General features: G+C 53.1%; 11 protein-coding genes. 3 read left to right on the top strand and 8 right to left on the bottom strand.

All coding sequences use genetic code 11. The features are described from left to right. Positions 1-337: 337 nt before the first annotated feature. Positions 338-1,684 carry an ATP-binding protein gene (locus NTW95_05905; GenBank protein ID MCX6556952.1) on the top strand — a complete coding sequence of 449 codons (1,347 nt, stop codon included), beginning with the start codon at positions 338-340 and terminating at the stop codon, positions 1,682-1,684. Between the two features lie 469 nt (positions 1,685-2,153). Here the strand turns inward: NTW95_05905 and NTW95_05900 are convergent, their stop codons facing one another. From NTW95_05900 to leuS, 8 genes are all read right to left on the bottom strand, one after another. Next, entirely contained in the window at positions 2,154-3,476 is a 1,323-nt protein-coding gene (locus NTW95_05900; protein MCX6556951.1) for an AAA family ATPase, read from the bottom strand. 149 nt (positions 3,477-3,625) lie between these two features. After that, the gene (locus tag NTW95_05895) at positions 3,626-3,964 is read right to left on the bottom strand and encodes a HigA family addiction module antitoxin (protein ID MCX6556950.1); all 339 of its coding nucleotides are present in this window, start codon (positions 3,962-3,964) and stop codon (positions 3,626-3,628) included. Positions 3,965-3,976: 12 nt separating this feature from the next. Continuing rightward, a complete protein-coding gene (locus NTW95_05890) occupies positions 3,977-4,255 on the bottom strand; it encodes a type II toxin-antitoxin system RelE/ParE family toxin (protein ID MCX6556949.1) in 279 nt (92 codons plus the stop codon). A 119-nt stretch (positions 4,256-4,374) separates the two neighbouring features. Next, positions 4,375-5,139, bottom strand: coding sequence for a restriction endonuclease (locus tag NTW95_05885; GenBank protein MCX6556948.1), 765 nt, complete (start codon positions 5,137-5,139; stop codon positions 4,375-4,377). Positions 5,140-5,189: 50 nt separating this feature from the next. After that, positions 5,190-8,039: an N-6 DNA methylase gene (locus NTW95_05880; protein MCX6556947.1), complete on the bottom strand. Its 2,850-nt coding sequence runs from the start codon at positions 8,037-8,039 to the stop codon at positions 5,190-5,192. A gap of 130 nt (positions 8,040-8,169) precedes the next feature. Beyond that, positions 8,170-9,240, bottom strand: coding sequence for a DNA polymerase III subunit delta (holA, locus tag NTW95_05875; protein MCX6556946.1), 1,071 nt, complete (start codon positions 9,238-9,240; stop codon positions 8,170-8,172). Then, on the bottom strand, positions 9,240-9,776 hold the full coding sequence (locus tag NTW95_05870; GenBank protein MCX6556945.1) for an LptE family protein: 537 nt from the start codon (positions 9,774-9,776) through the stop codon (positions 9,240-9,242). Before NTW95_05870 ends, holA begins: the two co-directional genes overlap by 1 nt. A 71-nt stretch (positions 9,777-9,847) precedes the next feature. After that, on the bottom strand, positions 9,848-12,481 hold the full coding sequence (leuS, locus tag NTW95_05865) for a leucine--tRNA ligase (GenBank protein ID MCX6556944.1): 2,634 nt from the start codon (positions 12,479-12,481) through the stop codon (positions 9,848-9,850). Positions 12,482-12,623: 142 nt separating this feature from the next. On the opposite strand from leuS, the gene NTW95_05860 reads away from it, so the two are divergent. After that, a complete protein-coding gene (locus NTW95_05860; GenBank protein ID MCX6556943.1) occupies positions 12,624-13,316 on the top strand; it encodes a YIP1 family protein in 693 nt (230 codons plus the stop codon). A 150-nt stretch (positions 13,317-13,466) separates the two neighbouring features. Further along, on the top strand, positions 13,467-14,732 hold the full coding sequence (locus NTW95_05855) for an OmpA family protein (GenBank protein ID MCX6556942.1): 1,266 nt from the start codon (positions 13,467-13,469) through the stop codon (positions 14,730-14,732). Positions 14,733-14,746: the final 14 nt, after the last annotated feature.

The following is a 14,746-nucleotide window of genomic DNA, read 5'->3' as shown; positions in this document are numbered from 1 at the left end:
GATTTCAAACCGTTTTTAAGTTTTGAAATCATCTAGTAAAAGTATATCATCACTAGATGTTTTTAGCTGATACTAGAATTCGCTAAAAACATAGTGATGATAGACCGATTAGCTCGGCATAGAAATGCCGAGGATCGGTGCTGCGGCGTCATCACATCTTGTCTTTGTTGATGTTAAAATGAAAGACCAAGTGCCTTCCAACTGATGATGGTTTCCGGAGCCTGGAGACCAAACCCTATAACTATTTTTCACATTTATTGAACATAAAAAAACAATAATTTCACGTTTCATGAAGTTAATTATTGACAAATTTCACATTTATTGATATTAAGGCCATATGAAACGAAACATTTATGCATCGCTGCTGGAATGGAAAAAATCGCCATACCGCAAGCCATTGATCGTCAGCGGGGCGCGCCAGGTAGGCAAAACCTATGTTCTCAAGGAGTTCGCCGCCAGCGAATATCGCCATTCGGTCTATCTCAACTTCGAGATGGACCCGCGCCTGGGTGATTTTTTCCAGGGCCGCCTTGACCCCGGACAGATCATCGACAAACTCTCCATTTATACCGAAAGCCGCATTGTTGCGGAAGATAGCCTTATCATCTTCGATGAAGTTCAGGAATGCCCGGAAGCCTTGAACAGCCTGAAATATTTTCAGGAGCTGGCGCCGGACTACCATGTCGTGGCTGCCGGCTCGCTGCTTGGCACCATGCTGGGGAAAGCGACACATTTCCCGGTGGGCAAGGTGAGTTTTCTTAATCTGTTGCCCATGTCGTTTGGCGAATTCCTGGAAGGCATCGGCCGGCCCGGCCTGCGCGGCCTGCTGGAACAGAAGCAAGACTTCACCCCCCTGGAAGCTGGCTTTCATGAAGACCTGCTCGGCCTGCTCAAGACCTACTACTACGTCGGCGGCATGCCGGAAGCGGTCGTCCGCTACTCCGAAACCGGGGAGCTGGGAAAGGCGCGCTTGGTCCAGGCCGAGATTCTCGGCGCCTATGACCGCGACTTGGCCAAGCACACCACCAAGGCCGAGGCAATAAAGAACAGCCGCGTCTGGAGCGCGTTGCCGGCCCAGTTGGGAAGGGAAAACAAGAAATTCCGCTTTGCCGCCGTCGCCGGCCAGGCCCGGGCGCGTGATTACATGGACTCGGTGCAATGGCTGGTCAATGCCGGTCTGGCGCACAAATGCCACAGCCTGAAGACGCCCAAACTCCCGCTGGCCGGATACCGCGAAGAAAGCTCCTTCAAGCTTTATATGCTGGACGTGGGATTGCTGGGAGCGCGCCTGGGCTTGAGCGAAAAAACCGTCATCGAAGGCAACCGCCTGTTCCAGGAATACAACGGCGCCTTCGTGGAGAACTTCGCGGCCCAGGAATTGCTTGCGGCCGGTAACGGAGAACTGCACTACTGGACCAGTCCAGGCCGCGCCGAGGTGGACTTCGTCATCGCCAGCGGAGAATCCATCCTGCCCTTGGAAGTGAAAGCGGGCGCCAGCCGCGAGAAAAGGAGCCTGCGCGTTTACGGCGAGAAGTTCAAGCCGACGGCATTGTCGCGGGCCGGAGCCAGGAATTTCAAGCGCGATAGTGATTTTTGCAACTATCCCCTCTACGCGGTCTCCCTTTTCCCCGCCCTGACCGCCAGGTCATCCTCAGCAGATAGAGAACCCCCACCATCACGATAAGAGGGCACAGCACCACCAAGGGTGACAGACCGATCAGCTCGGCATGAAATTGCCGAGGATCGGTGCTGCGCTGTGCCCCTACACCTGTGTCATCACACCCTGGCTTGTCTTTGTTGATGTATTAATGAAAGACCTGGTACCAATGCTCGGCAATCGCGAAGCGGAAAATATCTTTTTGCCGCCATGCCCCCGGCTCAGCGCATGATGAAGCGCCCCTCGCATGTCAATCTCACCCGTTGCATTCTTCAAAATATCGCAGCTTCCTCTAACATTGCTTCGCAATATAAGTAACTTAAGAGCATTATAGCAAATTCAAAATTTGTTCTAAAAAACTGACAAATTTTAGAATTTGCTATAAGGGACTAACATTATCACTAGTCGAATGGAAATCGAATTAAAATCACTTTTGTGCTGGCGAATAAATAAAGCACCGTGGGGTAAACTCTGACTTTCCGCATTCCAAATGTACTTATTTTAGATTTTTTTGATAATAGTTTTTGATATTTTCCTTGCTGGCCAGATAAACAGGCAGGTTTAAAACAGTCTGCTTGGCAGCGTTAGTAATTGTTGCAAAAGGAGCGGCGGAAACTACGACGGCAAATTTCTGTTTGGTCAAAGCGAGATAATGCATGAGATTTTTATAGTGTTTGTTTTTCAGCGAGACGGCAGCTTTGCATTCAATGGGGATTTTAGCGGCATATTCCGGAAAATCCATGAGAAAATCAATTTCGATATCGCTGTTCCGACCCATTTTCCAGGCTGCGACCTGAAAGCGGGCCGACTCCCCGGCCAGCAGATTTATCAGCAGCGCATTTTCAAAAAGACCGCCCAGAGGGATACGCAGGAAAGGGTCGATGGTATCCAGAATGGATATGGGGGGAATGGCCAGGGAACGCAGGCGATTCACCATACCCACATCATGGAGATAACGCTTGGGTAAAAATTTTGTGTGCAACGGATTCAGCGCCGATTGATTTACTTCCAGAATCAAATGCCAGCCCTTCATGGCGGCAATTATTTTCGTGGCTGAATATTTACTGGTTTCAAATTGGGTAAGCTTGGAAAGACTGCCGATATGATTGGCGATGCTCTGCAGGATATTGCGGAATAATTCGGGTTGAAAAGTTTCCTTGCGGCGAAAATCCTCTTCCAGCCCGGCCAATATTTCATCCAGAAGCGGAGCAACGGGTTGGTGATTTTTATGGGCCAGCACGGCTTCGGGATAGCCGCCAACCTGCAGATATTGATCGAAAAGTTCAAGCAGCAACCGATGGCGTGAAGCGCTGATTTGATCGGGTGCCGAGCAAATGAAATCGGCCAATTCCGCGCCTTTAAGGCAGCGTACGAATTCAGAGAAATTGAAGGGGAAAACGGTTAAGCTCTGGCTGCGACCGACCGGCATGCGTTCGGTCTGCGCAAAAAATCGATTCATCGATGAGCCGGTCAGAATTACCCGGATATCGGGCCAATCTTCTTTGAATGAACGGATGTAGCTGGCTAATTTCAAGCTTTCCTGGGCTTCATCGAAAAAAAGGATGGACGGTCTTTTCAGCCCGTACTGGTCGAACATCAGGTTTTGAAAATCCGCGAATTCCTCTGTTTGATCAATTTGGTTGCGCAGTCTTTTTTTCTTTTCCAGATCAAACGCCAGCACCGGCAGTGTTTGTGATTGCAGTACCCGGTTAACCAGATAGGATTTGCCGACTTGCCGTGCGCCTTCAATCACAATCACCCGATTGGGAGACTGCGGGTCCAATATTTGCACAAGTTTGGCTTCGATTTCGCGTTTCATGCCTTATATTTAACAAAAAATGGCTTTTTTGTCAAATAGATTTTACAAAAAAGGAAAAAACAGAACAAACGAACGTAGAGCAAGCAAAGACGCCCTTAATGATTTCCGGAACCTGGAGACCGAACCCCTATGACTCCTAACGGGGAAGCTCAACCGTGTGAGGGACGGGCAGTAGATGGAGCACCTGGTTGAGCGGCATATGTGGACCAAGGTTTGATCTTTTTTAATGATGAACTAAGAGTGCGCTCCGCAACTTCCATATCGTGGGCGGCCTGGGCGCGCAGCCAGTAGCCGTTGGACAGGCCGAAGAAGCGGCACAACCGCAAATCGGTATCCGCCGTGATCGAACGCTTGCCGGCGACAATCTCGCTTATCCGCTGAGCGGGAACGCCAATTTCCTTGGCCAGGCGATATTGACTGAGACCCATGGGTTTCAGGAACTCTTCCAGGAGGATCTCTCCGGGAGTGACAGGTTCGAGTTTGCTCATAATAAATTCTCCTTAGTGGTAATCAACGATTTCCACATTTTCCACGCCTGAATCCGTCCAACGAAAGCAGATGCGCCACTGATCGTTGATACGGATGCAGTATTGGCCGGAACGATCCCCCTTGAGCGCTTCAAGGTGATTGCCGGGCGGCACCCTCAGATCATCAAGTCGACCGGCAATCTCGAGCTGTCTGAGCTTGCGCCGTGCAACCTTGGCAATGTTCACAAATTGTTTGACGCGATCGCCTTTTGCGAGCGCTTCCGTGTATGCACATTTGAACGATCTGATCATACAAATTAATAATAACGCATATCGTGAATCCTGTTGAAAAGACAATCGAACGTTTCTCAAATCGATGATGATTTCCGGAACCTGGAAACCGAACCCCTATGGATCTTAATTTTATCAGGTTAAGTTTCACTGAAATACCATGCAGATTCCTTATGCCTCAAACACCAAAGATTTCCCTGAGCTAAACTCAACTCAAGCCTCTGTTTTTCATTTAGATCCATTGGTGGCTTATTTTTATCTACAAAATCGAACGTTAATAAAACAATACCATAATGCTCCGCAGTTGCTTCGGCAGACCGTTGGTATCCATTTTTTGTTACATATATGCCTTTATTTGCAGCGATATCTTTTAACTTTGTATGAAAAGCTTCCACTTTTTCCACGGAAACTAATCCCGATTCGTAGTCTTTGCATTCAACAGCAACAGTGTGTCGGGGGTTCGGCGCCTCCAACCATAAATCAACCTGTCGAACGGATTTTGTTATTTCTCCAATAATCCGGGCATCAAAATCAATTCTATTTAATTTAATGCCATCGCTTTCTACCCATTTTATTATTGCTTTGGCAGCTTGAATTTCAAATTTTCTCCAGTTTGAGGGAGCCATCAAATTACTAATGAATGATTTCCCAGCAGTCGCTCTCCCTACCAATCGTTCTGCAACTAATGCAAGGGGAATTTTTCTTCGTTCCGCTTCTTTTAGGCACAAATTGATCGATTCAGGTGGAGCGCCCTTCATAATTTTATTATCAATCGCAAGGTCCCCACTTTTTAGATTGGTTCTATCCTCAATAGCCAAAACAAAAGTATCTATAAAATCTTCATAAGATAAGTTTTTTAGCTTTTCAGGACTCCAATTGTTAATTCTCTTAATCTTTTTATTCATTTCTATACAATTTCTTGGTTACTCCCCCCCAATACTTTTTTCAGAAATCATCAGCATTTGCCTTCCACGATTTTGATTTCCTCTTTTGTCAAGCCGTACAGTTGGTAGACCAGCCGGTCGATCTCCGCGTCGGTCGTCGTGACGGCGTTCTGCAATGCGGCTTTTTCGGATTCTGCTGTGGCCCCTCGCAATTTCGGCGTCAGCGCCAGCATCTTTTCCACCAGCCCCACTAATTTGTCATGTCGCTGTTTGTCCGTAGGGGCATTGACATAAGTAATTGGAATAGGTAGATGGCGTAATTCTGCGAGTGTCGTCTGGCGGAAATCATCTTTCGTAGCAATTGCTGATGTGTTCACATAAAGATATGAAAGCAGACGACTATTGATGACACCTAGAACAAACTTAGTATTTGGTTTGGCAATGGTTAGCACAAATGGATTGATGTCTTTTTTAAAAACCATTTGTTTATCGCATAAACAGGCATCAAGCCGATCCTGACGATTGATAATACGCCTGATAAGAATTTTTGGTTCAGCTGCGTAGAACTGCTTCAGTGACTGAAAATTGTGCATGAATGCAAACGATCTAACCTTGACGACTAATTCATAGCGATAGGCTTGTACATCTTCGCCGAAGGGATACCATTCATCGGATTGCGCTAAATCATTGCGCTCAAATCGATTTGCAGCCAAGCCTTGAGTTGACTTGGTAATTTCGCCCAGACATTTGAATCCGGGGCTTTGTGATGCCCGAATGAGTATTGTCTGGGCACTTGGATTGAGGACTAGACGGTAATCGGGTGCTGTGATTAAACTGGTATCAACATTGATGAATTTAACGTCTACAAGCGAAGTAATCTTTGTCTTCTTTGGATAGCGGTATATCCGATATGACTTTGTAGGCTGGCCATGAAGGATGTAGACACCTGTGTCAACGTATGCGTCTTTAAAAGTATCAAATGGCAAGTTCAGGACCTCACAGACGCCATGTTCGGTAAACATGTGTTTCCGAAGGAAAGAGTAATTCTCTCCAGTTTCCCATGTGATTGAAGAGATATAGCCAACGAAACCGGAGCGCTTCACAAGGCGCAACGCACGTAGAATAAAAACAATCGATGTGTCAAACTTCCTTTCGACCTGTGAGTAGGAGCGCTGGTAATATAATCGCTCTTTTTCCTCCATCGCTTCGATTGGGATATACGGTGGATTGCCGATGATGGCATCGAAGCCGCCGGATTTCATGGCATCGGGGAATTGGGCGGGCCAGTCGAAGGCGTTGACCCGGACCAGGTCTTCGGGAAGCATGGAGAAGTCGGAGGCGATAAGGGAGTTGCCGCACTTGATGTTATCAGAAAGATTGGGCAAGGCGCGTTCATGGAAGAGGGTCATCTGTTTGGAGAGGGTTGTGTCGTTTTCGCCTTCGAGGGCTTTTAGCAGCAAAGAGAGCTTGGTGGTTTCGACGGCTTGGCGGTCGATATCGACACCGTAGATGTGGGTAGTGAGGATACGTTTGCGTTCGCCGATGGTGAGATGGGTTTCACCTTTGGAATTTTGATAAACGGCGCTGTCATATTTTTTAGAAGGGTTGGCCAGATACCATTTCAAACAATGGTCGAGCAGGAACTGATAGGCGCCGAGGAGAAAAGAGCCGCTGCCGCAGGCCATGTCAAGGACGCGGAAAGGCGACTTGGTTTTACCGCCGGCAAGATCGACGGGGCTTTTGCCTTCGACCTGCTTACCGACCGTGTTCTGGACGATGTAATTGACAATGTAAGCGGGGGTGTAGTAGACGCCGCCGGCCTTGCGCACTTCGGGTTTTTCCTCGACCTTGGCTTGATGGCCGGCTGTCAGGCGGATGACTTTGCCCAGGAAGCGCTCGTACACCGTGCCCAGGATTTCCACGGGCAGGACGCCGAAGTGGTATGGGCAGCCGTGCTCGAAGTAGAGGTTTTGCAGGATGGGCTTGAGTACATTGTCGTCCACGGTCAGATCGGGGGTGAGCGAGTCCGGCGCTTCGGAGACGCCCGCTTCTTTCTCGAAATGGAACAGGCCGGAGTTGTATTTCTGATCGGCCTTCTGGCACACTTTGTCCATAAAACGATTGTAGATGTCCGGCTGCTCGCAGAGCTTGAGCAGCTGTCCGTAAGACTCCAGGCCGCGATCCTCGGCCATGCGCAGGAAGATGATCCGGTCAATGATCTTTTGAACAGCGGCATTGAGATCGTCGGTCGACAAATCGTTGTTGCGAATGGCGAGGTTTCGCGCCAGCACATCGCGCCAGCCTTCAATGTCTTTAAGAAATTCGCTGTCCACCTCGGAAGTGCCGCGCTTGCGTTTGGAGGCGACATACTGGTCGAACGATCCGGACCAGACGGCCTCGCGCGAGAAGATGTCCCAGATTTCGCGCCAACGGTCGGGATACTCGCTGAACCCGAAATACTGGATGCGGGCATGACTGGCCTTGTCAATGGGCCGCGGGCGCGAAGCGCAATCGTACACGCCCAATTCCTCGAAGTCGGTAAGGATGGACAGGGCGAGCTTGGCGCTGAAGCCGTAGCGGCGCAGTTGATAGGCAGGTCCCATGTCGATGTTGATATTGACGCCGCACTTCTTGGCTTCGACGTAGAACTTCGGTAGAGTACCGACGCGGAAGGTGTAGTCGGGAGCTTTCTGTTGGCCTTCCACATCCAAGCTGTCTTCGGTGATGACTTCGCGATATTGCGGCGCGGCCATGGAAGCGTTGCGCATGTCCCAGCCCAGGGCCTCGAAAAAAGGATCGATGAGCGATTGGCGTATATGGGCTTCCTTGACTCCTGAAGCGAAGAAGGCTTTCCGGTTGGTGGTAAAGTACTGACAGAGTTTGGCTATTTCATCTTTGCTTTGGTCGAATGTTTTACTCATTTATGTTCAATCCTTATCCCCATTTTCCGCCAATATGTAGATGATTAGCATATTTGCCTTACTCAGTAAAGGTTTATTATCTAAAATAAGATTATTTCACAAGCTGGTGACGGTCAGGTATGGGCCGGCGTTACTTTTTTAAAAACTTCACCTGGAAGATGAAATTCTGCAGGGAGATACGGGCCGAGTCCTCGCCGCTGGTCTTGGATTCGTAATCGAGGCGGTAGATCAGCTTCAGCACTTCCTGGATCTTGAAGTCGGGAAAATTCCTGACCAGGGTGATGAACTTGTTCAGGATGAATGAAGGCTGCTGCAGCACCTTGCCGATGTCGGGAATCGAAAAATGGTGCTTCATCAGGAACTTGGCCGTGTAAATCTTGTGATAATAGGAAATCAGGGTGCCGATGATGAAGCTCGGCTTGATGCCGTTGATGAACAGGTACTTCAAAATATCCAGGTAGGCGCTGGCGTCCTCCCTTTCAATGGCTTCGGTCAGATCCCAGATGGAATGGGAGTTGATGCCGGTGATCAGCTCGTCGACTTCCTCGTTGTCGATGCTCAGGCTGGTGGCCGCGGCCGCCTCCAGTTTGGGCAGCTGCTGGATGATCGAGATGAAATCGTCGCCTTTGATCTCCTGGATTTTTTCCATGGCCCCGACGGTGATGGTAATCTTGCGTTCTTTCAGGTACTGCTTGACGTAGTTTTTTATTTCCAGCTCGGGGGTCTTGTCCAGGTCGATGACAATGGTTTGCGGCGATTGAAAGCATTTGAGCAGGCTTTCGAGCTTGCCTTTTTTCAACTGCTTGTAATCGTCGCGGCCGATGTCCAGGGAAACATAGACGATCAAGGTGGCATGGGGATTGGGTTTTTGCAGATAACGGGCGATGGCTTCCTTGGCGGCGGAGTTCAATGCCAGTTTTTTTTCGCTGCGGATGGCCACGGTGATTATTTTTTTAGCGCTGATAAAAAAGCTCGAACTGTTGGCTTCGTCCAGGATGTCTTCCCAGCTGTTTTCCTCTTCGCTGTCGAAATAATAGCGCTTGAAATTGAACTCGGTTTTATCCTGGCCGAAGGAGCGGCTGATCTCGGCGATGACGTGCTCGCCCAGGTACTCGTTGAAGCCGTGAAGGACAAGCAAGGGCGGGGAGGTTTTCTCGCCGCGCACGCGGTTGATGAAATTGAAAAAAGTGGTTTCGGGCATTAAAAATTATCCAGGATGGAAGAAACGATGCCGGCGGCAAGTTTCGCCGCGATCTTGTCCCGGGCGGCTGCCGCCAGTGAGAAAAAATCGCCTTTGGCGACTTCGTTCCCCAAGGCGGCTTTGTCCCCTACGGGGGCTTCGTCGTCTGTGTACGCTTCACGGAAGGAAAGCCCGCTCCCATCGTAGACCAGCTCGTTCTTTTTCAGGTCGATCAGGCGGACATGGACGCTGACGCGGACTTCCCAGCGCCTGGCCGCGACGGGAACGGTTTCGAAGGCGCTGATCCTCCCCTCCAGCAGCAGGTCGGCCTTTTCCGGCGCCGCGCACAGGCGCAGGCGGCTGCGCCTGAGGAATTCCTCCCTGAGCGCGACGCTGATGAACCGTTCCGCGCCGAAGTTCGAAGTTTCATTCACGAAGGCGGGGATGGCAACGGTCCGGGCCGCAGCCGGCAAGTTCCGCCCCCGCCCCGCCAGGTGGTAGCCGCAGTGCAGGTTGAGCAGGGAAACCAGCAGTAGCAACCATGGACCGCGTTTCATTGCTTGGCAATATAAGTCCCTTCGATAGCAAATTTTCTTTTTAACTATAGTCGAAAATTTGCTATAAGGGACTAACATTTGCAGACGATGCTCAGCATCTTGTTCTTGACAAAGATGATTTTTACGATCTGGCGCCCAGCCAGCAGCTGCTTGATCTTGTCGCTTTGCAGGGCGGCTGCCTTTACCTCCTCCTCCGCGCTGTCCAGCACGACGCTGACCTTGTCCTTGATCTTGCCGTTGACCTGGATCATGACGGTGACGCTGTCGCTGGTCGCCACGGCCGGGTCGAAGGCCGGCCAGGGAGCGCGGTAGACGGTCGCTTCGTGGCCCAGCTGCTGCCAGATTTCCTCGCCCAGGTGGGGTGCGAAGGGGGCCAGCAGCAGGATCAGGGTCTCGGCCAGCTCGGAAACGACGGCGGCGTCCGCCCCTGGCGGCGCCAGCGCTTCCTTCTCGATCGGCGCATAGGCGTACATGCTGTTGAGCAGCTCCATGATGGCGGCCAGGGCCGTGTTGAACTGGAAGGACTCGATCTGCACCCCGACCTTCTGCACCGTCTGGTGGAGCTTGCGGCGCACGGCGCGCACGTCCGGGGTCATGGTTGCCGGCAAGGCCGCGCGCCAGTCCGGCTGCCAGAGCGGCAGCGCCGCCTGCAGCCAGCGCCAGGCGCGGGCGACGAAGCGGTGCGAGCCCTGGATGCCTTCCTCGCTCCACTGGACGTTGTCCTCGAAGGGAGCAACGAACATCTCGTACACGCGCAGCGAATCGGCGCCGTAGCGGCCGGTGATGTCGTCCGGGGTGACCACGTTGCCCTTCGATTTGGACATGCGCGCCCAGCGCCAGATGACCTGGTCGGCCGGGTATTGCTCGCGCTCGTCGTGCTTGAGCACGATCCAGTCGACGATCTTCTCGTCGTTGCCGCTGCCCGCCACCTGGGGCACTCCCGGTCCCTGTTGTGGGGGCCGCGGCCGGCGGCCTGGGGTCAGGGCCAGCAGCGAGCCCTGGTTGCGCAGGGTCAGGAAGGGCTCCTCGAAACCCAGCAATCCCTCGTCGAACAGGACCTTTGTCCAGAAGCGGGCATAGAGCAGGTGGGAGCGGGCGTGCTCGATACCTCCGGTATAGACGTCTACCGGCAGCCAGTAGTCGAGGGTTGAGCGCGAGGCGAAGGCCGCCTCGTTGTTGGGGTCGGCGAAGCGGAGGAAATACCAGGCGGAGCAGGCGTAGCCGCCCATGGTGTCGGTCTCGCGCCGAGCGGCGCCGCCGCACTTCGGGCAGCGGCTGCGCACAAACTCCGGGATGGCGGCCAGCGGCGACTCGCCGGTTCCGGTGGGCTGGTAGTTCTCGACCTCGGGCAGCAGCACAGGCAGCTCCGACTCCGGAACGGGCACCTCGCCGCAAGCCGGGCAATGGACGATGGGGATCGGCGCCCCCCAGTAGCGCTGGCGCGAGATCAGCCAGTCGCGCAGCCGGTAATTGACCGTCGGGCGGCCGATCTTCTTTTCCTCCAGCCAACGGCCGATCGCCTGCTTGAACGCGGCCGTGGTCAGCCCGCTCCACGGCCCCGAGTTGACGGCGATCCCCTCGGCCGGCTCGGCGGCCTGGAGGTCGTAGGTCGAACCGTCGCGGCTGACCACTTGCACAACCGGCAAGTGGAATTTATTGGCGAAGGCGAAATCCCGCTCGTCGTGGCCCGGCACGCACATGATGGCGCCGGTGCCGTAGCCCATCAGGACGTAGTCGGCAATCCAGACCGGGATCTTGGCGCCGTTGACCGGGTTGACCGCGTAAGCGCCGGTGAACACGCCGGTTTTCGCGCGTTCGGCGTTCAAGCGGTCAATCTCCGATTCGCCTTGCGCCTTGCGGATGTAATCGTCTACTTCGTCGCGCTGTTCCACGGCGGTGATCGCTTTCACCAGCGGGTGCTCCGGGGCCAGGACGATGAAGGTGGCGCCGAACAGGGTATCGGGCCGGGTGGTAAAGACGCGGATGCGGGCATCCCCTCCGCTGATGGCGAAATCGACCTCGGCCCCCTCGCTACGGCCGATCCAGTCGCGCTGCATCTCTTTCATCCCCTCGGACCAGTTCAGCTTCTCCAGGTCGGCCAGCAGACGGTCGGCGTAAGCGGTGATGCGGAAGAACCACTGCGGCATCGGCTTCTTTTCGACCAGGGTGTCGCAGCGCCAGCAGCGGCCGTCCTTGACCTCCTCGTTGGCCAGGCCGGTCTTGCAGGACGGGCACCAGTTGATGGGGGCGGTAGCCCGGTAGGCCAGCCCTTTGCGCAGGAGCAGCAGGAAGATCCATTGCGTCCACTTGTAGTACTCGGGGAGGCTGGAATTGATCTCGCGCTCCCAGTCGTAGGAACACCCGGCCTTGATCAGCGTTTCGCGGTAGGTGGCTGCGTACTCGGGCACCATCGCGCGCGGATTGCGGCCGCGGCGGATGGCCTCGTTTTCGGCGGGCTGGCCGAAGGCGTCCCAGCCCATCGGATGCAGCACGTTGAAGCCCTGCATGCTCTTGAAGCGGCAGAAGGCGTCGGTCGGCACGTAGTTCTTGAGGTGGCCGACATGGAGGCCCGAGCCGGAGGGGTAGGGGAACATCTCCAGGCAGTAGTATTTCGGCCTTTTCCCCTCGGCGAGCGCCCGGAAGGTCCCGTTTTCCCGCCAGAGCCTCTGCCATTTCGCTTCCAATTCCGCAAAATTGTAATTCATTTTTTTCCCTTGACTAGCGATTGATTTTCAATTATACCGGAAATCGGCTGACGCGACAACCAATCGCGGCCGGTTGCGTATACATGCATTCGACAGAAAAATGCGGTGACATGATTCGACCGCATTGGACAGGAGAGGCAAGATGAAAGAATTTTTGGAAATCTGCAGGGGAATCATTGATAATCCCGGCCCAACCATCGGCCGGGTCATGGATAAGAAGCGCTGGCTGGGTGCGTTCGCCCTCATCCTGCTGACCATGGCCATCGTCACCTATGTGACCTATCCTATCACCAAGGCGGAAGGGGCGAAATTCATCCGTGATTCGGAAATGGCCGACAAGTTGAGCGAAGATCAGCTGGCCAGCCTGGATCAATTCACTCCCGGCCAGCGCCTCTTCGGAGCGCTGACCCAGCTGCCCCTGGCGGCTCTTACGCTGCTGCTGGCGGCTTTTTTCGTTTATCTGCTTTTCAAGGTGGCCGGTGCCGCCGGCGATTTCAGCCATTATTTTTCCGCGGTCGCGCACGCGTCGCTGCTGGATATGTTCCTAGGCGGGGTCGTGAGAGCCGTCTTGGTCGCGATTCAGAAAACCATGTTCGTGCATACCGGCCTGACCATTTTATTTCCCGCCTTGGACTTCCGGAGCCTATCCTACCTCGTGCTCGCCCAGTTTGATTTTTTCTCGCTCTGGTATCTTCTGGCCCTGGCTCTGGGCATTGCCCATTTCACCAAGATCAGCGTGAAGAGGAGTATCGCCACCGTTGTATTCTATTTTCTCTTTAAAAGCCTTGTTTTCGTCTCTTTTTCCCATTTCAGCATGAAATTGCTTGGCATGTGAGCTGAACCCTGGGGAAACCCCGGGCGAACCCGTTTTTCGGCGCTGGAGCGGCGATAAACTTGACAAAAGTTTATTTTTGATTTATTAGATTTAGCATAATGGGAAAAAAAGCCCCAGAATGCCAATTCCAAGCAAACAGGAGAGGCGACAATGAAAAAAACTATTTTTTTTATCACTTTCACTTTATTCATCCTGGCGCTGGCGGTGAACGCGCAAGAAGCCAAGAAAATCTATAATCTGCAGAAAACCTATATATACTTGGAAGAAGCCTTGCTGATTTCGGATAGCGATCTGAACTGTTCCTATTTCATCAAGGACAGCATGCCGCAGGATATCCGCATCGAGGCGGCGTACAAGCCGGTCGACCTGCGTAATGATTTTTCTGACCAGGACAGCCTCATCGTCAGCCAGGGGGCAAAGGACGGGCTGAAGGTCGGGGACCAGCTCATGATCATAAGCCAGGGGAAGTCGATCAGGGGCCTTGGCCGGTATTTCCTTAAAAAGTCGCTGGCCGAAGTCACCAACGTCGAAGAACACACGGCGGTCATCCAATTGAAAACGGGCTGCCACCCGGTGAACATCGGCGACTTCGCCGTCCCCTTCAAGCCCGAGCCGACGGTTTTTGCAAAAAAAATCGACTATTTGCTCGCCCGCATACCGGCCAACACCGTCAAGGGCAAAATCATGTACACCGATCTGTCGATGGGCATACCGGCTTCCATCTCCTCCACGTCCCAGTATGTCACCGTCGACCTGGGGCAGGGGGTGGTCGCCAAGGGGACCTTCCTGCTGATCTGCCGGAATTTGAAGGATGACCTGCCGCCGCTGATCGTCGGCTTGGCTATCGTCATCCAAGCCGAAAACACCAATTCCACAGTGAAAATACTCGATGTCAACATGGATGTCAGGGTGAACGATTCGGTCTTGATCCTCCCGGCCGGCGAAGAGAAAACCGCGGCCGCGACCGAGAAAAAGGAGAGCATCCCTGTCGTCGACGCCCTGCAGATCGAGGGCCAGGAGAAGGAAAATGCAAATGCCCAGCCGGCCGAAACCCAGCCGGCAGAAGCGGCCGGAGACACGCTGAAGGTGGACATTTTCTTCGATTTTGCCAGCAAGCAGCCCAAGGGCGACCACAGCGCTGATTTTACCGCCATCAAGGATTTCATTGCCGCCAAGTCGGAATACCTTGTCACCTTGCGCGGCTACACCTGCAGCATCGGCAATGAGGAATACAACCTTCGCCTGGCCAAGGAGCGGGTGGAAACGGTCAAGAGCATCCTGGTCTCTCATTACGGCGTGGATGCCGCCCACGTGGAGTCGTTTTTATACGGGGAAAAGGAACCCCTCATCGACAAAAGCAGCGAAGCGGAGCGCCAGAAAAACCCGCAGGTGAAAATAGAAGTGAGCGGAAAATGAAAATACCCGTTTTC

It is taken from the genome of Candidatus Aminicenantes bacterium, from assembly GCA_026393795.1.
Taxonomy (GTDB): Bacteria; Acidobacteriota; Aminicenantia; order UBA2199; family UBA2199; genus UBA2199.
Note: the sequence above shows the minus strand (reverse complement) of the source record. Positions and strands in the feature narration are given on the sequence as shown.